The sequence below is a fragment of the Candidatus Saccharibacteria bacterium genome (assembly GCA_016699955.1).
Taxonomy (GTDB): domain Bacteria; phylum Patescibacteriota; class Saccharimonadia; order Saccharimonadales; family UBA4665; genus JAGXIT01.
Genome location: CP064993.1, coordinates 134,350 through 155,986, shown reverse-complemented (window position 1 = coordinate 155,986; position 21,637 = coordinate 134,350). Strand labels below are relative to the sequence as shown.

Sequence of the window (21,637 nt, the reverse complement as noted above, 5' to 3'; positions counted from 1 at the left end):
ATGACTAGTCCTCGTCGTCGTAACCATCGGGCAAGTGCAGGCAGATTGATAAATGCGAACGTCAACATATTGACGGGCAAAATTTTCAGCTCTGATGTGCCTGATTCGACAACTGAGCCGGGTAACCCGCCGTCACATATAACTGATGGACAGATGAACACACGCTGGATCTCTCAGCCGACAAGCCCCGTCAACGCGACGGTCGACATGGCGGGCATCTATAACCTCAGCCGTGTGACGATCGTATGGGCGGCCGATACTATCAGAAATTATCGTATCGATATCTCGACCAACGGTACGGTGTGGAGCACCATAGCGACGGGTGTTACCAACAACACACAGTCGCAGACGATCACGCACACCAGCTTTAGCGCGGCTGCCCAGGGCCGGTATTTGCGGATCACCGGGACAGACCGCTGGAATGCCGGGTACGGCAACTCTATCTGGGAAGCCGAAGCGTATGGTGTGCTTGTCGGCACTGTTCCGACAGGTACAATCATCAGCTTTAGCGGTGTGGCGACGTCTGACACGACGCTGACGTTGACATGGGGCTATAGCGGCTCCACGCTTGCAAACTATACATTGACACGCAATGGCTCGACTATCGCGACACCTGCGGCAGGTGCGACGAGCTACAATGACTCAGGCCTGACTGCGGGTACGAACTACTCTTATAGCCTGACGGGCAATTTTCAGGCGGGAGGTACGACCTCAACGGTGTCCGCAAGTGTGCGCACGACTGGTGGATCACTGGTCGAACAGCCGGGTTCTGTCTGGCCGATTCGGGTAAGCAATGACGGGCATTTTCTGGTCGATGCTAACGGCGCGCCGTTTATGTGGCAGGCCGACACGGCATGGTCACTGTGCTGTCGACTGACCCAGGCTGAGACGCAGTATTATCTCGACACAAGACTTGCCCAGGGCTACAACGTGATCCAGATGTCGCCGTTTTTCTACGTCAACGGTTACAACCAGACCAACCGCAATGGCGATCCGATGTTTAACGGCGATTTCCCGAATTTCAACGAAAACTACATGCAGCATGTTGACTGGGTCGTGGATCAGATCGAACAACGCGGCATGTACTGTGCGATGTTTGCGGTCTGGTCGGTGATGTATGCGTGCGAAACTAATCCACACAAACTTACGACGGGCAACTCTGCACAGGTGGGGACGTACTTTGGCAATCGCTATAAAACCAAAAAAATTATCTGGGTCATGGGTGGCGACTGCGGGTTTTATGAAACGGCGATATGGAACCCAATGGCGCAGGCGATAGTGACAGCCGTCGCCGGTACACCCGGTGACTATAGCAAGACGCTGATGACATTTCACTCAGGCGCGACAATCCCAGGGTATGACACAAATGGTTCGTCATCGGGCGGATACCACTCTGAGCCGTGGCTTGATTTCAACGCGTCAGAGAGCACGCACTGTGACACGCCACCGCGCCCGCGATCATATGACCTGATGTCGTATGACTATGGCCTGTCGCCAGCCAAACCAACGGTAGATGGCGAATCAACCTACGAAGATCATCCGAGGTGCTGGAATGCGGGCAGTGGGTTTTTTAACGACACGCATGCTCGCAGCGCCAACTGGACGGCTGTGTTTGCTGGTGCGTTTGGCTTTACCTACGGGCATCATTCGGTATGGCCGTTTGTTACGAGTACGAGCACAAACTATCTGTGTACATGGCAACAAGCACTCACGCAGCGGCCGGCCGGCGCCCAGATGCAGTATCTGCGCAAACTACTCGAGTCGAGACCGATTTTGTCTCGCGTGCCAGACCAGAGTATCATCACTTCGACTCAGGGCAGCAACTATTCAAACGACTGGACGCGCAAACAAGCTTGTCGCGGGAGTGACGGCTCATATATATTTGTCTATAACACCACTAACACCGCCGTCACGGTCAATACTTCCAAGCTATCGAGCACCAACGCGCACGTCTGGTGGTATAACCCACGTACCGGTGTGTCGAATGACGCTGGAGTATTTACCCTCGGTGGTCTCGTGACCTTTACGCCTCCTTCATCTGGTGACTGGTGTCTTGTGCTCGATGATACGAGCAAAAACTACGGTACGCCTGGCGTATCTCCCTACTAATAAACACGATTAGTAATAAGGTCGTAAATTGCTGCGGGAGCAGCTTACGATATCGAAGCTTGGCCGAGTGAATAGACTTCAGTCGTTCCCGAGCAGCACCGCATAAGTCCCGCCCTGCTTTTACACATTACGTTAGTCACTGTTACAATACGCCTATGAAGCTTATACACAAAAACAAAACAACAGATAACCCAACCTCACAAGATATCGAAACTGCACTGTCGCAGCTAGAGAACAAATTCTCTGATTATTTTTACATTTGGGATGAGAAAAATATCCATGTCATAGAAGCACATAGGGTCAATGATATGTACTTGGTCAAAACAAAATATCTCTCAGGGTTTGTGCTGTTGAGCCCTTTACCCAAAGAAAATGCACGTATCACAATAACTGGTCTGATGCTGGATAGGGACGCTACATTAGCAAAATCGCAAATCGAAAGCACGGGGTCAGAAGTTTTTGCATACGTGAACGTACCACCTCACCCAAGCATATTCAGGAAAGGTTTGTATCACTTTTTAAGTACCGACAGTGCAGGTAATAGCAAAGAAAACAATCTGTTGTCTAGCCCACATGATCCATTTTCAATGGCCCACTGGGGCAAATTGACGCTACTTGTACTAGGAATGATGGCAATATCTGTCGGTGTAGCGGTACTTTATACCGTTATTTTTTAGCCATAGATTTTTTGTAACCAAGCAAAGAGTCCTAGTCCGCCGAATACTAATGCGAGCGTTGCTGTCTCTGTGGCTGTGGCTACTGTTGCCGATGAAATAAACAGTCGATCTTCGTAGCCTGTGCCCATAAGATCCGTCAATGAGGCTGGTTGCGCAATTTCCGGCATGATTATTATTCTGTTGAGTGAAGTACTAAGCGTTTTATACTCTCAATTGTCAAATTACAGCCACCTGAGTCTCAAAACCTCCCCTAGCTAACGAAAAACACGCTACAATTTCTTCTGTTCACTTTCAAACAAACAAGGAGAAAAAGTATGCGTGTTTTACGTTCACATCATATAACAAACTTAGTAACTGTGGCAGACAGCTTCTTGCCGCGAGCGGGCGCTAGCCCGCATGGTGGTAGACCAGTGATACTCCACTCGAATGAAACCGTTGCCTTGCTGTTGTTCTCGAGCTTCGTCGCTCCTCAGCGCACTATGAAAGGTATCTACAACTGGGCTCAGACGTATTACCACCGTCGGTTCCACCTGCCCAGTTACAAGTCATTCGTCCGGAAGTGCCACCAGGCACTGCCTGGTATGCTGTTCATGTTTGACCAACTGCTCGTTAAAGATGCACAACACCTCGTCAATGACGCAACAGCTATTGCCGTAGGGGACGGTACCTACAATGCAAGCGTTATGCGTCGAAAAATGTGGCGTGAACACCAGGCCTACATACTGGCACCGCCCCACCCGAAACAAAACAAAAAACTACTGCAGCAGTGGCAGCTACTCCTGTTACACAAACGTACCAAGACAGAATGTACCTTTGACTACCTGAAAGAACACCTGCTCCTCGAGACTTCGTTCCCGAGGAGTGTGCAGGGCTACGCCCTCCACTATGTCAGAGTACTGCCGGCCTACCAGCTTATGTGGGGGCTTTGAGACTCAGGTTAAGAGTGTAAACCGACTAAGTTAATTGGAGATGTTCCTACGACTAAAGTACCAAAGTTTACGAGTAAAATGAGGTGCTAGCAGAACCTTGCGACACTGGCTTAAGCGGCAAGAGGCAGGTCGTGGAGACAGTCTCGTGTTTTTTCAAGGCTGCACGATGTTTCCCTGAAGACTCGCGCCACTTCATCTGGGTCATTGCCCAGATGAAAAAAATCATCTTCGGTCGTAACAACCAGTAAACCCCCAATAGTTTCAAGTGTAGCTGGTCGAAGCTTGGATCCATTTTTCAGAGTAACTACTCTTGCCTCTCGGGGCGCTATAAAAACACGCAGGGTTCCCGTACCCAATGCCCGCACCATGAGGTTGACACGAGGCTCGTTGTATCCGTCTTCTGGCGTCATGGGTAAACGCTCGATTACCTTTCGCACAGCATCTTCTGCACTGGATATATTAGGGCTATCTATAGCTAAAACGGTGCGTCCTAAGTTTTCCGGCAGGTACAATATTGACTGCCCTGCTTTTTGCTCCGAAGTTTTGTCGAATCTCGCTAGGCTAGCCTCAATGGGGAACTGAGGGTGGCGTACGGCCTGAATGTGTGCATGATGTGGGGCTGAAGCGCCAGCCAGCGGTCCATTATAAAAAACTGCCGATGGTTGGCCGAGGCCTACTGCAAGCCTCAGAGAAGCGGCAAGCAGTTTGTCCAGCGACTGGTCAGTATGCTGTGGGAATATGCCAGTGGTATGCTGAAGAAGAACAGCGTAGGGGTTAAAAGCCACAAATAAGCCCGCTAATGACACTCCTTTTTGCTCTGCAGGCAGACTTTGTGCGTCAAGAAAGCATGTTGGTTTTCCGCGTCCAGCCCGCCTTTCATTGAGCTGTATAACCACGCTCGTTTCTGCTAGGCGCATCTGGCTCTGTTTCAATTTCTCTAGCCCCGCAAAATTTATACTTAGATCTTTCCAGGCAGCTCGCTGCTGTTCTAGTAGCATTGTGATAATAGGACCCATGCCGCCCGGGAGGTTGGCGTTTTGACGAAGAGGTTCGGGCGCATCGAACAGTCGATCTTCGTAGCCTGTGCCCATAAGATCCGTCAATGAGGCTGGTTGCGCAATTTCCGGCATGATTATTATTCTGTTGAGTGAAATACTAAGCGTATTATACTCTCAATTGTCAAATCACAGCCGCGTTTAGTCATTTGGTCAGATACAGTGGTCGGTATATACTATCTTCTGTTGGCGCCTTGGCCGAGAAGTTAGGCAACGGTCTGCAAAACCGTGTAGACGGGAGCGTTACCCGTAGGTGCCTCCATTTTTTTTTAGAAAACGGGCTCGGCTACGAGCCTTCTTATGTAAGTCTGGTTTAAGCTCCTGCGCATTCTGTCATATGATGTGCGCTATCTCATACTGTAGAACATGCTATTTTGGATTTATGCAGGGTGGACTGTATGATGCATCTAGGGGTAATAAACGTATGAAATCTGTTGTTGTCTGTGGCAGTAAGAAATACCGCGAGGAAATTGCGGCGTTTTGTGCAGAGCTGGAAAAGTTTGGTGTGCTCGTTTTTGAACCAAGTTTTCCGAGCGGAAATAATATAGTGGCAGAAACCGACACGTTCCACTCAGAGTTTATTACCAGCAAAGTTTTCAAAGGCCTGACGCTTGAGCATTTTGATTGGATTAGGAAGGCCGAAGTTTGCTATGTGTTTAATAAAGATGATTATGTTGGGGCGAGCGTGACGATGGAAATGGCCTATGCTAGTGCGCTTGGCAAACCCATATTTGCGCTTGAGCCAAAAACGGGCGACCCATGCCGTGACGCACTCATAGATAAAGTGATCGCTAGTCCTAAAAAGCTCGTGCAAATTTTGTAACTTTGCCTGATAAAATCCTAACGTTTAAGAGCTAATTTCACCTAGGATGGTCAAATAACAGAGAAAGGTTTTACTCTGTTACTGCGGAATCGGCTAGGTTTTTCGGTGCGGGAAGACGGCGCCGCAGAGCGATTACGGCGGTGGCTACAATCATTACAACTGAAATAACAATTAACGTCAGCTCGCCTGAACCAAGTCCGTTGCTACTGCTTGTTACGGCGGCACCGTGGGCTTGCGGTATCATCCACGGCACGTAGTAGGCTTGCACATAGGTCATGATGCCAATGATGCTTACGAGCGCAAGGCTATGCAAAATGGTAAAACGAAAAAGCGTACCCTCCTGGCCAGTCAGTCCCGTCGCACCCGTCGCAACCGCAATGCTTTGTGGTGAAATCATTTTCGCAGTGACGCCGCCGCTTGTGTTGGCAGCAACCGTCAAAGTTGGATCAATACCGAGTGTACGTGCAGTTTGTTGTTGTATGCCGCCAAATAGTGCGTTCGATGATGTGTCGCTACCTGTTATAAACACACCCAGCCAACCGAGTAGCGGTGCAATGAGCGGGAACCAATGTCCGGTTACTGTAAGTGCCTTGCCAAGCGCCGCCGATATGCCGGAGAAATTTGCAAGATAGGCAAACCCAACCACGGCGGCAATGGTGAGCAGTGGCTTAGCCAGCTCGTTTAGTGTGTGTCTAACGGTTTCCCAAAACGCGCGCCACGGCATGCGTAGTAATATCGCAGAAAGAATTGCCGCCAGTAGTATGGCGGTGCCGGCTGCCGAAAGCCAGCCAAAATTGTAAACGACTTCTTTTGTTTTATCGCCAACAACAATTGCTTCATTGAGTGCGCCAAAAGGCATCTTCAGGCTGGTGTGGTCAAGCAGAGCTTTTATGCCGGTGCTACCCCAGTTGCCGACAAATACTACCAAGAGCACAAACGGTGTCCAGGCACGTATGATGGTACTCGTGGAGTGGCTGTGTGTTTTGCGGTGCACGCTCGCTTTCTCAGTGCGTTCCTTTGGAAACCGCCAGACAGTTTTCGGCTGCCAGAACTTGAGCAATAGTACCATGGCACTAATGGAGACGACCGCCGAAAGAATGTCTGGCAACATTGGCCCAACAAACGAAGCAACAACGTACATGGTAAGCGCGTACGAGCCACCTGCGACTAATAGCGCCGGCCAGATTTCTTTTGCGCCCTTCCAGCCAGAAATGAGCACGGTTAGCCACAACGGAATGATAGCGGCAATGAATGGCAGCTGATGACCGACCATTTTACTGATAAGGTTTGGGTCTATTCCCGTAACCGTACCGGCCGTAATGACTGCAATGCCGATTCCTCCAAACGCAACTGGAGCGGTATTTGCAATAAGACAAATACCGGCAGCATAGAGTGCGTTAAAGCCTAGACCAACAAGCATCCCCGCCGTTATTGCAACGGGTGCGCCGAAGCCAGCCGATCCTTCCAAAAAGGCTCCAAAACAAAACGCAATCAGCAGCGCCTGAAGCCGCCGGTCGACGGTTATGGACTCTATGGTGTCGCGCACAATGGCAAAACTGCCAGTTCGCACCGAGATGTTATATAAAAGCACAGCATTTAGTACAATCCAACCAATTGGGAACAGCCCCTGTAGCGCACCGTAGGCTGTCGAAAGTACCGCCAAGTCTGCCGGCATGCCGAAAGCAAACAGGGCTACACAGAGTGCCAGGGCGAGCGTAATAATGCTAGCCAGCCACCCGGCCACTTTGCGGCTGAGCAGCATAACGCATAGGGCCACTATAGGCACTGCTGCAACCAGCGCAGACAAGCCGATGTTATCAAAAGGATTGGGGATCTGTACCCACATACTGAAGCTCATCATAGCACCATAAGCATAAGTTGCAAACGAATTTCCTATGTCACAGCTTTCCTACCGACCAGCGCAACAGTATCGCAGTATACTCAATGCTACGATTGTGTAATGGCGTAAACACGACCGTTAGCGTCTTCAGGTGCAAGCGAGCGACAGTCTAGCACCCAAGGGTTAAATATTTGCCTTATAATACTTCCGTAGAGTGATATAATTGATATTACTAATGGAGGAAACAAAATGAAGTTATCAAAGGGTCTTATAACTCTGGGCGTTGTTGGCGTCGTGCTGCTGAGCCTGCTCGGCTGGTTTGTCGGCGGCTACAACGGTATGGTGACGCAGCGTAATAAAGTGGATCAGGCGGCTGCCCAGCTCGCTAGCGCTTACCAGCGCCGATTCGACCTAGTGCCAAACCTAGTCGAAAGTGTGAAGGGCGCTCAGGCACAGGAACAAAAAGTTTTTGGTGATATCGCCGCCGCTCGGACACAGTATGGCGGTGCCAAAACAACTGAAGATAAACTGGCTGCCTCTCAGCAATACGAAAGTGCGCTGAGTCGCTTGCTTGTGGTGGTAGAAAATTACCCCGAGCTTAGAAGTACTGAAACAGTCCAGAACCTCATGATTCAGCTTGAGGGTACAGAAAATCGTGTCAAGGTAGAGCGCGATAATTATAGTGCCGCTGCAACCACCTACAACACAATGATTCAGCGTTTCCCGAAGAATATTCTGGCTGGTATGTTCGGCTTTGAGAAAAAAGCTCTTTACACTGCAGACTCAGGGGCAGAGACTGCTCCAAAAGTCAATTTAACTAACTAGATTTGACTTATGCGACGCGCCGAAGGGTTTCAACTTTGGCTTGCGTACTTCACCATGACACGAAAACATATAATCATATCTGCAGCAGTCTTAGGATTGACGATAAGTTTTTCGCGCCCGGTTTTTGCGCTCGATGTGCCGACCGCGCCGTCGCGTACAGCCATCCTGGACCAAGCAAAGGTTATTGACGACGCGGCCGAGGCGCAGCTTAGTCAGAAACTCATCGACTATAAAGCCAAAACAGGCAACGAAATCGCGGTGCTGACTATACAAAGCCTGCAGGGTGAGGATAATTTTGAGTACAGCCACCGGGTTGCTCAGGCCTGGGGCATTGGTAGCAGCCAAGCCAACAACGGCGCACTGCTCTTTGTAGCCGTCGAAGACCACAAAGATTACATTCAGGTAGGGCGGGGGTTGGAACCGTACCTGACTGATCTACAATCAAGCCTGATTTTGAGTCAGAAGGTGAACCCTGAATTTAAAAAAGGTAACTACACAGCTGGTATTACAGCCGGTGTCGAAAGCATGATTAGTGTCATAGGCGGTGAAAGACTCAGCGAGCCCAAAAAGACCACTAAGAGTAGTAGCGCTATCGAGTTCTTTGTTTATGCTGGATTCTTCGTGGTGGCCTACCTCTTATCGTTCCTAGCTCGAAGTAAGAGTTGGTGGGCAGGCGGGGTGTTTGGCGCTTTGCCAGGCGTGATCCTCTTTTTCACTGCGACTGCACTTCTGGCTTCTGTAGTTTTTAGCCTGGGATTACTCTTCGGTCTTTTATTGGATTATCTGCTATCGAAAAACTATCGAGCGCGAGCCGCCAGCGGCGACAATACCGGTTTTTGGGGTAGCGGCGGCGGCTTCTTTGGGGGAAGTGGCGGTTTTGGCAGCGGTTCAGGTGGCGGGTTTGGTGGTTTCAGTGGCGGCAGTTTCGGTGGCGGCGGCTCCGGCGGCTCCTGGTAACCAACCTTAGTCTCACATATGTCGAGGTTTAGAGGCGTAAACTTACAGGGTAAAACGCGTGACCCTCCTAGTCCGTACGCAGTTTGCTGTCTTTTCTTAAGAATCTCAGCATGTTTCATAAGGAATCCGGAAACATATTTGGTAAAATGAGTGAAGCTGTCGATTCACGCGGGCGAGTGGCGGAATTGGTATACGCGGCGGACTTAAAATCCGCTGGTCTCAACAACCTTGTGGGTTCAAGTCCCACCTCGCCCACCACTTAAATATGACTATTTGTTGCTTGATTGTTGAGCCTTAAGCAAGTAATATTCACACAAAGGGTATACGAAGCATGGATGAAGATCAACCGGCGACTCAGCCACATCTTTCACCCGCTGAAATGGCAGCGCTCGAAGAAGAGCGTCTCAGAACAGCTGACGACAGTTTTGTGGCCGGTGGCCAGTCTCAATTTTCAGGCGGGGCAGACGTAACTAGCAAATCACAGACAACGTTCTCGGCGGCGAAAAAAGTTACGTTGACTCCAGTAAATGACTTGTCAGGCTATTCCGTTGCGCCGTCAATACCTCGAGCCACGGAAACAACCTCAAGTACACCAGCGCAACAGCCAGGCATTGTCGCAACACCAGCCCCGACAAACTTAGCTCCGCAGGCGTCCGTTGTAACGCCCGGGGTAGCCCCCGCCGTATCGGACAGTCTATTGGCAACTCCACAAGTCTCGCTTATGCCCCCTGTCTCGCCAGAACCCAATCACGCTGGCCAGGACTTACGGCAGGATGAGCGCGAGATGTCAACCACGGGTCGGGTCGCTGCCCGTGTCTCTATGCTGCAAGTTGCGGCTGTCGTCGGCATGGTGCTATTTGGTCTCACGCTCTACCTGGTATTCTCGGTATCTCACCAGTACATGAGCGGAGCATTTTTTCGACTCGCAGCTCCAACTCTCATTCAAATTATTATCTACACATCAATGTTTATCTATTTGTTTTTTACTGCCAGCGTGCGAGGTGCAACCACCGCCACACTAGTGCTACTTGCGCTGATTGGCCAGGGTTTATTGCTGTCGGGGCTGAGCTTTATAACCGGATTGGGCACACTACTCACGACTGGCCGAGCTGTAGTAGTTCTGGTTATTCAGCTCATTCTATTTGGCGTCTTATTTGTCGCGCACAACCGGCTGCGCGACCTCGAACGGTAAAGCCCCTGGTGTTATACTGATGCTATGGCTGCAAACCAATGTCCGTTTTGTAACGCTCACGAGCGGGTTATTACCGAAAACACTTACGCTTATGTGCTACTCAGTAACCCGCGCAAGGTGCCGGGTCACGCGTTGGTTATCCCAAAGCGGCATGTCGAAGAGCCATGGGAACTGATGGCCGAAGAACGGCGTGATATATTCGAACTGCTCGACTGGGTATCGCAAAAACTTATTTCTGCCAAGCTTGGAGATGGTGTAGATGTGCGCCAAAACTATCGGCCGTTTATGCAAAAAGGCAAACTGAGTGTGCGCCACATTCACTATCACGCTGTGCCAAGAACACAAAACGATTACATCTATCAAGTAAGTGAGACATACGACAGCCAACTTTTTGCCGAACTTGACCTAACCGAAGCCAAAGAAGTCACTAAGCTTTTAAAATAAACCCCCGCCAAATAAACCCCCCTTTTTTTTATTTATTTTTTTAATAAATACCCATGTGAATAAAATTACCTATAGGCCAATACATTCACATATTGACAGTTAACCTACTGTCTTCACTTCCAGGGCATTATTCGTAAAAGGGGTGTCTACCCTCCGTAAAGTTAGTTCTTTGGCTCGTTTGCTTCGCTCACTTTGGTTGAGATTGTGGAAAATCGGCGCTACTTTTGTGGGACTGAGATTAAAATGAGGTAGAATAGACAGATGAGCAAATACTACGTAACGACATCTATACCCTATGTTAACGGTGAGCCGCATCTTGGTCATGCTATGGAATTTGTCATGGCCGATGTCTTGGCGCGGGCAGCACGGGCTCGTGGTGAAACGACACTTTTTAGTACTGGCACCGATGAACACGGTGGCAAAATTGCAGAAAAGGCAACCGAACTTCAGCTAGACCCGCAAAAATTCACTGATCAAATGTCAGAAAAATTCCGCGAACTAATAACTGCGCTTGAGGTTAAACCGGATCGCTTTATTCGTACAACTGACACCGCACACAAAGAACGGGTACAAGTTATTTGGAAAGCGCTCGCTCGTGACATATATAAAAATAAATATGTTGGTTGGTATTGTACCGGAGATGAGGAATTTTTCACCGAAACAGTTGTGCAGGATAACAAGGGTGTTTGTCCAGACCACAACCGACCGTATGAAAAAATTGAAGAAGAAAACTATTTTTTTAGACTCAGTAACTACACCCAGCCAATTCGCGAGGCCATCGAAAAAAACGAATTTTTAGTGACTCCTGCAACGCGTCGCAATGAAATCTTGGCGCTTTTGCGCGAGGGGCTTGACGACATAAGTATTTCCCGGCCAAAAGAAAAAATAGACTGGGGTATAGCAGTACCGGGTGACCCCACACAAGTGATTTACGTCTGGTTTGACGCGCTACTCAACTACATTACGGTGCTGGGCTATCCAGAGCACGAAGACTTCAAACAGTATTGGCCAGCCAATGTGCAGGTAGTAGGCAAGGGTATTTTGCGTTTTCATGCTGCAATCTGGCCAGGGATTTTACTTGGGCTTGGCTTGCCGCTTGCGAAACAACTTTACGTGCACGGCTACGTTACAGTTGACAACAAAAAAATGAGCAAATCACTCGGCAACTCCGTAAGCCCGCACGATATAATTCAGAAATACGGTGCCGATGCGTTTCGCTACTATTTCCTACGTCACGTGCCAAGCTACGACGACGGAGATTTCAGCTGGGAGGCGTTTGAAGCAGCGTACAACAACGAGCTTGCGAATGAGCTTGGTAACGCGGTGCAGCGTACTACAGCCATGATTCAGAAATATCAGGGGGGTATAATAGGAGATATCCCAGAGCCAGAGCACGACATGGGAGCCTATTATGAGGCGGTCGAGCTCTGTAAATTTGACCGAGCACTCGACAGTGTCTGGGAACAGATACGTGGGCTCAATCAGCTTATTGAAGCCGAAAAGCCGTGGGAAATCGCCAAGACGGACGACCAGGATCACTTACGAGAAGTGCTTGCCGGATTTGCGAGTGATTTGTTAGAAATTGCCCAGCTCCTTGAACCATTCTTGCCGTCGACCGCGGCCAAAATACAGGCCATGTTCGCCGAAGGCTTAGTGCACGCGCACGAGGGGACTCTATTTCCGAAACTGGATCAACCAAAGTCGGAGTAGCAGCAAAGTATGGTGCAGGAATTTTTTGACACGCACTGTCACGTGCATGAGCTAGAAGCTGCTCTGACGCCGGTACATGACAAATGGCAGAGCGACGGCGCAGAGCGAACTGCGACGGAAGTGTTGCGGGCGGCTCGCAAGGTTGGTGTAAACCGCATTATCGTTGTCGGTACCACGTTAGAAGATAGCGATTTGGCCGTCCGGTTTGCTCAAGATCACGAAAACGTCTGGGCGTCCGTAGGACTACACCCTCACGAAGCAAAAAACTATACCAAACAACAAAAACCAACTTCACGAGGACTGTCCTCCCAAAATGATATTACGGTTGTTTTGCCGGAAATCGCTAGGCGAATTGGGGAGCTGGTACGGGAACCAAAGGTAGTGGCAGTGGGGGAGTGCGGGCTGGATTATTACTACGAACATTCGCCGAAAGCAGACCAAGAGGCTGTTTTACGTTTTCAGATAGATTTGGCGCTTGAGCATAATTTACCACTCAGTTTCCATGTGCGTGAAGCATTTGACGACTTCTGGCGCATATTTGACAGCTACCACGGAATACGTGGTGTTTTGCACAGTTTTACAGATAGTCAGATAAACATGGAAAGGGCTATTGAACGGGGTTTGTACATTGGCGTAAACGGCATTGCGACCTTCACAAAAAATGAAGCGCAAATTGTGACATATTGCACAATTCCACAACAACGACTCCTGTTAGAAACGGACGCTCCTTTCTTGACACCCAAGCCCTTTCGTGGTAAAATCTGTGAGCCGAAGCATGTAGTTGACACGGCGGAATGTTTAGCGGAGTTGCGTGGAATTAATCTCACTGACCTCGCAGCCGTATCTACCACAAATGCGAAGCAATTATTCAATTTATAGAATTATGTAACATATGAAAAAAGTTCCTCCACCATCAGACAGACGTAATACTACTATATCCCCTGAGCTGGCTCGCAGAGGATTATCAGATAACCGAATAAAAGCGGTTTATGAGCGTTGGCCTATTCGTTGGGGTAGTTTTAGGAAAGGCGAAGAAACAATAAACAGAACGTTTCCAGAACCTCCCGCCGGAATAACTACAGAGGCCGCAAATCAGGCACGACAATTCGCGGGAGTAACTACCGGCAGTATTGCAACTGGCGGAGAATATAATAAATATAAAGTAGTGCTTGAAGGAGCCCAGCAGGCGGCAGTAGCTTCAGCAGCAGAAGAACAGCTCGCTTCAATAGTTGACCTAGCAGCCCGTAGGGCCTCAAATGAAACACGCCCTGTAGTTGAAGACCATACGCCCAGTCCTGTAGATATGGTTGGAGATGCTCCAGTTGACCTAGCAGCCCGTAGGGCCTCAGGGGCTGAAGAGCATACGCGCATTCCGGCGGACATCATGGCCGAAGGTGCTCGTCTCAAGATACAGAACATATTTGGACCAAACGGTAGTCAACCTCCAGTGACTGCAGAGTATCCTGCTTCCAGTGAAAGTGGGCCGGTCCTAAAAAGGGCGGCATAAAGATGCTTTTACCAAAAGTTTTCAGTGGCATTTTAACTAAAAGTGCTGATAAACGACGCGTCGACGCATACCGAGAGGCTATTCAAGAGGAGGCTAAAGTGGGCGGACGTGTGTTCGGTGAAATCCCGAAAGGCACTCGCCGAGAGTTTTTCTGTCTTGACGAGCATACGTGGGTATGGCACGAAGAGTGGAATGATGAGCAGGGTCGACACCAAGTCAGGACAACACGTTACGACATACGTCCTCAGGGTGTATTCAAAGCGCAAGACGGCCAGCCATACCGGCCTCTGCAAAAAGAAGAAGCTAGACGATTGCTTGTTGCCATGCGGAAATACAATGAACTCATAGACCAAGAGCTTGCGCCGTATCTCCCGGTCAAGCCGTAATCGGCTACAATACCATCTATGAAATACGTATATTTGGATCATGCGGCGGCGACGCCGGTTGATGAGGGAGTTTTGGCTGCGATGCAGCCGTATTTTTCTGATGTTTTTTACAACCCCTCGGCCACTTATTTGCCCGCGCGGCAGGCAAGGGAAGCGTTTGAAGCAGCTCGGGGGAGGGTTGCGCAGTGTCTAGGAGCTAGGCCGACCGAAGTTATTTTTACAAGTGGGGGAACTGAAGGAAATAATTTGGCGATTGCAGGAGTTATGGCCAAATTTCCGAATTGCTCCGTTACGGTAAGTGCACTCGAGCATGAATCTGTTTTAGCAACCGCCAGACAGTTCAATTGCTACGTTGCGCTTTCGACAAAGCAGGGTAGGGTAGATATGGACAGTTTACGGCAGAAAATTGCCGACGACACTGTGCTTGTAAGTGTTATGTATGCCAATAATGAAGTCGGTACTATCCAGCCTCTGCGCCAAATCTCTATGCTTATAAACGACATTAAGACAGAAAGAAAAAGACAGGGTAATGCACTCCCTCTGTATTTCCATACCGACGCTTGCCAAGCGGCAAGCTATCTCGATCTGCACGTTGAAAAGCTTGGTGTTGATTTCATGACACTAAATGGTGGAAAAATGTATGGCCCAAAGCAAACTGGCGCCTTGTACGCCGCCAGGCATGTCAAACTTTCGCCACTGATTCGCGGTGGTGGCCAGGAACAAGGTTTGCGCAGCGGTACTGAAAATGTTGCTGGGGCTATCGGTTTTGCGGTAGCGCTCAGTAAGGCTCAAACGATGCGCCATGTTGAGGCAAAAAGGCTGAACCAAGTGAAAAATGAAGCAATTCGCCTCTTGAGCCAAAAAATCCCAAGTGCAATCGTAAATGGTTCACTAAGCAATCGGCTTCCGAACAACATCCATATTACCTTGCCTGGGTATGATAACGAACGCGTGCTGCTAGAGCTAGAGCTGCAAGGGGTACTTGCCGCTGCCGGGTCTGCTTGTAGCGCTAGTAGCGAGCAGCCGAGCCATGTTCTTGGCGCAATGGGCATGAGCGACGAGGCGGCTCGCAGCAGCTTACGTATAACCATGGGTCGTTCTACGACTAAAGCCGATATTGATAAATGCGTGCATGCTCTAACAGAGATAACAAAAAGTAAATAAAACAACTACTCTACAGATACAACAAAACCCCAATCTGTTTCAGAACCATCCTCGGAGGACTGTCCTCCCAAAATTTCCCGAAATTGGTTTAGTTGGGTTTGTTGCGGTAGTGATTGCGAAGGCGGTAGATGCTAGCTTGCGGAATTATTGATAACGGTTTGGTTGGCGTGGAGCCAGCCGTCGACAGTTCCTGCATCTAGGTATTGGCCGGTAGCAGCGACAACCTTCATTATGCCACCCTGTTCAATCACCTGCTGGAAGGGGTGGAATATGTAATACTCTTTGCCTGTGTCAATTTCTTGAGCCACGTACCCACTAACTGCTTTCAGCATGTCGTAGTTGAGGACGTACTTGCTGACATTTTTTATAAACTGTTTCGGCAAGGGGTCGGGGTGTTCAACAATCCGTACAAGATTGCCCTTATCGTCAGAGACAATGTGACCGTAGCGCTGGATAGCGGTGTCACCGTCGGGGATAGGTACGCCCAAAATAGCACTTTGGCCATCTGGAGTAGCGGCAACCAGCCGAGCAATATCCGAACTACCATCTCGGTTGTAGAGACAGTCATCTCCCATGACAACAACTACCGATTCGCCTTCATTGATGTAGGGCATTGTGAGGTCTACGGGCACGGCGGTACCGTATTTGCCGTAACTTGGCTGAACAATGTAGTGAAAACGGACAAGTGGTGTCTGGATGAGGGGCAACATGTCCTGTTTGCCGTTTCTCAGGAGATAATCGGTGAGCTCGACATTTTCGCGGTAGTAGGTATGAAGTTGTTCGCTTTGTTCGCCAACGACGAAGTAAATGTCGGTAATCCCTGCTGTAACACAGTCCTGAACCACATAATCAACAATTGGCCGATTACCAATTGGTAGCATGCATTTTTCAACAGCCTTTGTAATTGGTAACCGGCGTGTACCCCAGCCGGCAACAGGGATGATTGCTTTTGTAATTGACATAGTAAGCCATAGTATAGCTTAAAAAACACTAAAAAACATGTAAAAACACTTGTGACGCCGCTGATAAAACGGTTATACTTGAATAGAAATGCTTCGACGACAAATTTGGTATCGTCTGGTTGTCCTGAGTGGTATGTTAGGCATGCTCCTTGCGCCTGCTCTTGTCCACGCTCAAACAGTCTCGCAAGGCTACGGTGTAACGGGTATAGTGCAAAAGGGCATGATTGTTATGCTTGACCCGAAAGACAGTCGCAAAGTCACGGCGCTTACCAACAAAACCGATAAAGCCATGCATGGCGTTGTTGTGTCTGCAAATGATACGGTGGTCTCGCTGGGTGGCGACAACAGTACCAATCAAGTCTATGTGGCCTCAAACGGCAAGTATGAAGCGCTCGTGAGCACCCAGAACGGTTCCATAAAAAGCGGGGATATCATTAGCATTTCTGCCCTTGACGGAATCGGTATGAAAGCGGACGCCGGTCAAAACGTAATCTTAGGTAAGGCGCTGGGCAGTTTTGACGGCACAAAAAATGTGAGCGGCAACGCCGCCCTCGCTACCTCTTCCGGTAATAAGCAAGTTTCAATAGGGTTTGTGCAAATAGACATTGGTATTTCCCGAAACCCGCTTGCCGTATCTGTCAGTGGTCCACCGGTGCCTTCGTTCCTTCGCAAGTCTGGCGAGAGTATTGCCGGTAAGCCGGTCAGCACTGTGCGACTCTACATAAGTCTGGCAATTTTGCTCATTACCATTTTTATGACGGGTAGTCTTCTGTACGGCGGTGTCCGTAGCAGTCTCGTGTCCATTGGTCGTAATCCGCTAGCCAAGAAGTCAATTTTGCGAGGACTGATCCAGGTTGTGGTTCTGGGGTTAATCGTTTTTGTTATCGGGCTAGTCGCGATATACTTATTATTAAAGTTATAATCATAAGTGCTATAGAGGTGGGGAAATAGACATGACAACTTGGCAGCTTGCACTCATACTTGGCAGTCTGCTATCGGCAACCGTGGCGTTTATGTGGTTGGCTGTGCGCGTCGGTAACGGTGGCGTCAAAAAAAATAAAGATGTCACTAGCGACATAGAAAAAGCTGCCGAGGAAGACGTCGAGCATATTTTTAACGATACGTTCCGCGAAGAGCTTCGTAACAGGGGTAGGCTGCATTTCGAAAAAATCATTTCCGAAAATGCAATGTTTCTCCAGCAAGATTTACGTTTGACCACTAGCCAGCTGAACGAGTACATGAAAGATGAGATTACGCGTAATCTTAAGGAAGAATTTGCCAAATACGAGCAATCTATTAATGACGCAAAGCAGCTTGCGATTGACTCAATCCAAAAAACGAATACAGCTATTGAAGAACAGCGTGCGCAGCTTGGTCAGCAAGTCCAGGCTCAAATTGTTGCCGAAAAACAACAGCTAGTTGAACGGTTTGAGCAAAATATGACCGATATAATCAACCATTATGTGCTTGCGGCTATTGGCGACCAAATTGACTTGAATGATCAGCTTGAATATATTTTGGCTGACCTAGAAGCTAACCGCGAAGCAATAATTCAGGATATTAACCATGGTGCCTGACAGTCAGGCCGCACCGGTACTACCGATAGGAGTTGTGGGCATGGTAGACCTAGGAAGACTGATTCGTGAGCTCGAACGTCTTGAAAGTTCACTTATGAGTGAAACAATACGCACCGGCACCAGCGTTCAGCTACCAAAACTGAGCGCATTACTGGATCAGCTTGCGGAAACGAATAAGCTCGATTTGCGAGACGCTCATGCTCGGAGCAGTTTGCTCGAATTTTTAAAGCTGCTGCGCAAAGATGCTCCCAAAATTCACATGAGCTTCAGTGCCGACCCATCTCCGGTTTTTCTGGCAAAACTAATTTCTTGGCTGCGAACGCACATACATCCCCACGTGCTGATTGCGGTTGGGTTGCAGCCAGGGATTGGGGCGGGATGTGTCTTAAGAACAACAAATCGCTATTTTGACATGTCACTCAGTAAATCATTTGCCGGTAGCCGCGAACTGCTCATGAAACGGCTGCGCGAAACAAACGTTCAAGAAGTAGCCTCCCCCGTACCGCAAAAGGCTCCTGTGGAGGTAGCGGCATGAGTTTTAGTAACCAGCATTTTGAAAAGTTAGTGGAGGCGGGCAAGCCAGTTGGCGAGGTAATTGCCGTCGATCGGTTCCTCGTGCAGGTGAGTGGATTGCAGCCCTGTACTATTCATGCGCTTGTAATGTTCGAAGATGGTAGTAAGGGCTTTATTAACCAAGTGCAACAGGACTATGTACTGGTTCTGCATCTTGGTGCAGAGCCACTTAGTGTTGGTATTGTGGCAGTCTTGCAGCACCAGGAGCTCGTTAGCAAGGTTGGGAAAGATTTTGTTGGACGGGTTGTATCAGTTACGGGTGATGCCTTGGACGGTAAGGGGCCGATTCCGGCTGATGCAGTTTGGCCAGTGTTTAATACAGCACCGCCACTGTACGCTCGTAAGCTGGTCGAAGATCAGCTGGAAAGCGGTGTAACGGCTATTGACTCACTGTTTCCGATGGTGCGCGGTCAGCGCATGGCGCTACTGGGTGATAGCAAATCGGGCAAGAGCACCGTGGTGACGCAGCTCGCTATAAACCAGAAAAACACTGACCAAATTGTGGTGTACTGTTTAATTGCTAAGCGTCGCAGTGATGTGGACACCCTTCTGACCCGGCTCCAGGAAAACGGAGGAATGGAAAAAGCTATAGTCGTAGTGAGCACAATGTTTGAGTCGCTCATAATGAGCTATATTGCGCCCTATGTTGCTTGCGCCATGGCAGAATACTTATGGCAAAAGTGTGACCAAGATGTCATCATTGTCTACGATGATTTAACCAGTCACGCCCATGCCTACCGAGAAGTGGCGTTGCTTTCTGGCGTTAGTCCAGGCCGAGACAGTTACCCTGGCGATATGTTTTATGCTCACTCAAGCTTGCTAGAGCGCGCGGGACGGCTTGATAGCACCGGGCGATGCCTAACGTCCATACCGGTAGTGCATGCTGCCAACGGCGACATTACCGCGTATTTACCGACGAACATCATGTCGATTACGGATGGCCAGTGGATTCTTGACATGGACACATTCCGAAACGGTATTCGTCCGGCCCTCAATATTGGTCTCAGTGTCACCCGCGCCGGTGGAGTCGGACACAATAAACGCCAGAAGGAACTGGCCGCCCAAACCCTCAAAATGCTTGCAACCTACCGTCAGGCAGAAGAATTTTCGCACTTTGGCTCTGAGCTTGGACTCGAAGCCAAAAAAGCTCTCGCAGCGGGTAAGCGAGTGTTTGAGCTGCTGACGCAGGCACCGGGAGATACTTTTTCGCTGATGGCACAGCAGCTGATGCTCGACATTGTACTCAACCTAGAAGAGGGTGCGATTCTCGACATTAACTCGCTGAAACTAAATGGGAATGACTTCGCCAAGAAGGTGGAAAAAGACGAGGATTATCAAAAAGTTCACGACATGCTAATGAAAGAGTGCGTTAAATTTGCACCAAAAGCCGAAACGAAAGAAAAAAAGGGCGGCAGCGAACCTTCTGACGAGAAAAAAGTATCTGAAATCGCCGAAAATAAACCAGTAGAAAAACCAGAAGAAACTTCGGCTGAAAGCCCCCTTAAAGAAGCACCGGCTGAGAAGCCCGCCACGCCGCAAATGCCGGCAGCAGAACCGGTGGATGAACCACCTGACGAACAGAATACGAGCGACAATAATTCAGACGAACCGGTAAAAGAACCCCCTGCCGAAGAAACAGCGGATGAATCTACCAATGAACAACCAGAAATAAAGCAAGACGATGTGCCCGAGCCAGCCGTTTCAGTCCCAGCCGTGCCCGCTCACGAGGAAAAAAAGTCCGATTTTGTGCACTCGCTTTTCTCAAAGGAAAACAAATCCGCTCGTAGTGATGATAAGCCGGCCGAAAAAAACGTTCAGCCAGATACTGAAGAGCAAAAAGTGGATGAAATGATGTCGGTAGAGTTAGAAAAGCAAAAAGCGAAGACGGCAACGGGCAAAGTGATGGACGCTGTCAAGCCGGAGAAAAAGCCATGAGACACCCAAACGAAATAGCCAAAGATGAAGCAAGCATGTCTACATTGGTTGAGTTGACGAGTGTCTTCGAAGGTATAGCGAGCATGCGGATAGCTCAAACGAAAAATCAAGTGCTCGAGTCGACCAAATTTTTTGATGAACTTTGGAAAATCTACACGCAGCTGCGAGTCGATAGCCTGTTTAGTTTTGGGCGCGAAGAGTCAGATAAAAACAAAGTCATTCTGGACAAGGAGCTCTACATCATTATTACCGCAGAGGGCGGGTTTAGTGGCGATATCGACCAGAAACTCGTTCATGCTATGCTTGAGGCCTATGACAAGGAAAAAAACGACATCATTGTGATTGGCCACCACGGCGCTATGCAGCTAAGTCAACGTGGCGTGTCGTTTCGCAAGTACTACAAGCTGCCGAGTAAAGACAAAAATATTAACGTCGCACCTATCATCCGTGAAGTTCAGGAATACAAAAAGTGCAGCGTCTTTTACCAGCAGTATATATCGCTTATGAACCAAGAAGTAAAGCGTATATCGCTGTCTATGGCGGTGCGTACCGCTGGCTTGGTGAGCGACAAACCCGACGAAGTCATTAGTGAAGCAAACTATATTTTTGAACCGACAAGTTTTGCGGTTGCAGCGCATCTAGAACGCTCTATGATGAAAATTGCACTCGGCCAACTAATACTCCAGTCAAAGCTCGCGCAGTATGCCTCGCGTTTCCGAGCAATGAGTGCCAGTCATCAGCGCGCCGATGAAGAAAAATCCGATTTACACCTTGCATATAACCGCGCTCGCCGTGGTGTCAAAGACGAGCGTCTCAAGGAAATCATAAACGGTATGAAAAAAAGCAAAGCCGGAGCAGCAGCATGAACCATTTTTACGTTTCAACGTTCAGTTTACAGAGAAATATCAAGCCCCAATTTTTACACGTTGCCGTTATTTGCCCCCTAAACAACGACAACATTTTGAAAATTAT

General features: G+C 49.0%; 22 protein-coding genes and 2 tRNA genes. 20 read left to right on the top strand and 4 right to left on the bottom strand.

Annotated features, from left to right (window positions below; all coding sequences use genetic code 11):
* Both IPL85_00800 and IPL85_00795 read left to right on the top strand, forming a co-directional pair.
* Positions 1-2,109 carry a DUF4038 domain-containing protein gene (locus tag IPL85_00800; protein QQS19987.1) on the top strand — a complete coding sequence of 703 codons (2,109 nt, stop codon included), beginning with the start codon at positions 1-3 and terminating at the stop codon, positions 2,107-2,109.
* 155 nt (positions 2,110-2,264) lie between these two features.
* Positions 2,265-2,786 carry a hypothetical protein gene (locus IPL85_00795; protein ID QQS19986.1) on the top strand — a complete coding sequence of 174 codons (522 nt, stop codon included), beginning with the start codon at positions 2,265-2,267 and terminating at the stop codon, positions 2,784-2,786.
* Here IPL85_00795 and IPL85_00790 read toward each other — a convergent pair.
* Positions 2,783-2,953: a hypothetical protein gene (locus IPL85_00790; GenBank protein ID QQS19985.1), complete on the bottom strand. Its 171-nt coding sequence runs from the start codon at positions 2,951-2,953 to the stop codon at positions 2,783-2,785. The genes IPL85_00795 and IPL85_00790 overlap by 4 nt on opposite strands.
* Before the next feature lie 147 nt (positions 2,954-3,100).
* On the opposite strand from IPL85_00790, the gene IPL85_00785 reads away from it, so the two are divergent.
* Complete coding sequence (locus IPL85_00785) at positions 3,101-3,715, top strand: hypothetical protein (GenBank protein QQS19984.1); 615 nt, start codon at positions 3,101-3,103, stop codon at positions 3,713-3,715.
* Positions 3,716-3,825: 110 nt separating this feature from the next.
* Here IPL85_00785 and IPL85_00780 read toward each other — a convergent pair whose 3' ends face one another.
* Positions 3,826-4,845 carry a DUF4922 domain-containing protein gene (locus IPL85_00780; protein QQS19983.1) on the bottom strand — a complete coding sequence of 340 codons (1,020 nt, stop codon included), beginning with the start codon at positions 4,843-4,845 and terminating at the stop codon, positions 3,826-3,828.
* A 113-nt stretch (positions 4,846-4,958) separates the two neighbouring features.
* On the opposite strand from IPL85_00780, the gene IPL85_00775 reads away from it, so the two are divergent.
* Positions 4,959-5,032, top strand: a tRNA-Cys gene (locus tag IPL85_00775).
* A gap of 162 nt (positions 5,033-5,194) precedes the next feature.
* Positions 5,195-5,593, top strand: coding sequence for a hypothetical protein (locus IPL85_00770; protein ID QQS19982.1), 399 nt, complete (start codon positions 5,195-5,197; stop codon positions 5,591-5,593).
* A gap of 70 nt (positions 5,594-5,663) precedes the next feature.
* Here IPL85_00770 and IPL85_00765 read toward each other — a convergent pair whose 3' ends face one another.
* Entirely contained in the window at positions 5,664-7,439 is a 1,776-nt protein-coding gene (locus IPL85_00765) for a lactate permease LctP family transporter (protein ID QQS19981.1), read from the bottom strand.
* A 243-nt stretch (positions 7,440-7,682) separates the two neighbouring features.
* Between IPL85_00765 and IPL85_00760 the strand changes: the two genes are divergently transcribed.
* The 10 genes from IPL85_00760 (at position 7,683) to IPL85_00715 (ending at position 15,618) form a co-directional block, all read left to right on the top strand.
* Positions 7,683-8,258 carry a LemA family protein gene (locus IPL85_00760; protein QQS19980.1) on the top strand — a complete coding sequence of 192 codons (576 nt, stop codon included), beginning with the start codon at positions 7,683-7,685 and terminating at the stop codon, positions 8,256-8,258.
* 54 nt (positions 8,259-8,312) lie between these two features.
* On the top strand, positions 8,313-9,215 hold the full coding sequence (locus IPL85_00755) for a TPM domain-containing protein (GenBank protein ID QQS19979.1): 903 nt from the start codon (positions 8,313-8,315) through the stop codon (positions 9,213-9,215).
* A gap of 170 nt (positions 9,216-9,385) precedes the next feature.
* Positions 9,386-9,473 (top strand) — tRNA-Leu (locus IPL85_00750).
* A 73-nt stretch (positions 9,474-9,546) separates the two neighbouring features.
* Positions 9,547-10,407, top strand: a complete 861-nt coding sequence (locus IPL85_00745) for a hypothetical protein (GenBank protein ID QQS19978.1) — start codon at positions 9,547-9,549, stop codon at positions 10,405-10,407.
* Positions 10,408-10,431: 24 nt separating this feature from the next.
* On the top strand, positions 10,432-10,851 hold the full coding sequence (locus IPL85_00740) for an HIT family protein (GenBank protein ID QQS19977.1): 420 nt from the start codon (positions 10,432-10,434) through the stop codon (positions 10,849-10,851).
* A gap of 261 nt (positions 10,852-11,112) precedes the next feature.
* Positions 11,113-12,561 carry a methionine--tRNA ligase gene (locus IPL85_00735; protein QQS19976.1) on the top strand — a complete coding sequence of 483 codons (1,449 nt, stop codon included), beginning with the start codon at positions 11,113-11,115 and terminating at the stop codon, positions 12,559-12,561.
* Positions 12,562-12,570: 9 nt separating this feature from the next.
* The gene (locus IPL85_00730) at positions 12,571-13,440 is read left to right on the top strand and encodes a TatD family hydrolase (GenBank protein ID QQS19975.1); all 870 of its coding nucleotides are present in this window, start codon (positions 12,571-12,573) and stop codon (positions 13,438-13,440) included.
* 13 nt (positions 13,441-13,453) lie between these two features.
* Positions 13,454-14,068: a hypothetical protein gene (locus tag IPL85_00725; GenBank protein QQS19974.1), complete on the top strand. Its 615-nt coding sequence runs from the start codon at positions 13,454-13,456 to the stop codon at positions 14,066-14,068.
* A 2-nt stretch (positions 14,069-14,070) separates the two neighbouring features.
* Positions 14,071-14,454 carry a hypothetical protein gene (locus IPL85_00720; GenBank protein ID QQS19973.1) on the top strand — a complete coding sequence of 128 codons (384 nt, stop codon included), beginning with the start codon at positions 14,071-14,073 and terminating at the stop codon, positions 14,452-14,454.
* Positions 14,455-14,472: 18 nt separating this feature from the next.
* Positions 14,473-15,618, top strand: coding sequence for a cysteine desulfurase (locus IPL85_00715; GenBank protein ID QQS19972.1), 1,146 nt, complete (start codon positions 14,473-14,475; stop codon positions 15,616-15,618).
* 131 nt (positions 15,619-15,749) lie between these two features.
* On the opposite strand, the gene IPL85_00710 is transcribed toward IPL85_00715, so the two are convergent.
* Positions 15,750-16,580, bottom strand: coding sequence for a hypothetical protein (locus IPL85_00710; GenBank protein QQS19971.1), 831 nt, complete (start codon positions 16,578-16,580; stop codon positions 15,750-15,752).
* 88 nt (positions 16,581-16,668) lie between these two features.
* Between IPL85_00710 and IPL85_00705 the strand changes: the two genes are divergently transcribed.
* Genes IPL85_00705 through IPL85_00685 form a run of 5 tightly spaced genes read left to right on the top strand, consistent with a single transcriptional unit; the run spans position 16,669 to position 21,531 of the window.
* Positions 16,669-17,502, top strand: a complete 834-nt coding sequence (locus IPL85_00705) for a hypothetical protein (protein ID QQS19970.1) — start codon at positions 16,669-16,671, stop codon at positions 17,500-17,502.
* A 31-nt stretch (positions 17,503-17,533) separates the two neighbouring features.
* On the top strand, positions 17,534-18,157 hold the full coding sequence (locus tag IPL85_00700) for a hypothetical protein (protein QQS19969.1): 624 nt from the start codon (positions 17,534-17,536) through the stop codon (positions 18,155-18,157).
* Positions 18,147-18,692, top strand: a complete 546-nt coding sequence (locus IPL85_00695) for a hypothetical protein (protein ID QQS19968.1) — start codon at positions 18,147-18,149, stop codon at positions 18,690-18,692. The genes IPL85_00700 and IPL85_00695 overlap by 11 nt, the downstream gene beginning before the upstream one ends.
* On the top strand, positions 18,689-20,665 hold the full coding sequence (locus tag IPL85_00690) for a sodium-transporting two-sector ATPase (protein ID QQS19967.1): 1,977 nt from the start codon (positions 18,689-18,691) through the stop codon (positions 20,663-20,665). Before IPL85_00695 ends, IPL85_00690 begins: the two co-directional genes overlap by 4 nt.
* A complete protein-coding gene (locus IPL85_00685) occupies positions 20,662-21,531 on the top strand; it encodes a F0F1 ATP synthase subunit gamma (GenBank protein ID QQS19966.1) in 870 nt (289 codons plus the stop codon). Before IPL85_00690 ends, IPL85_00685 begins: the two co-directional genes overlap by 4 nt.
* The last annotated feature ends 106 nt before the right edge of the window (positions 21,532-21,637 follow it).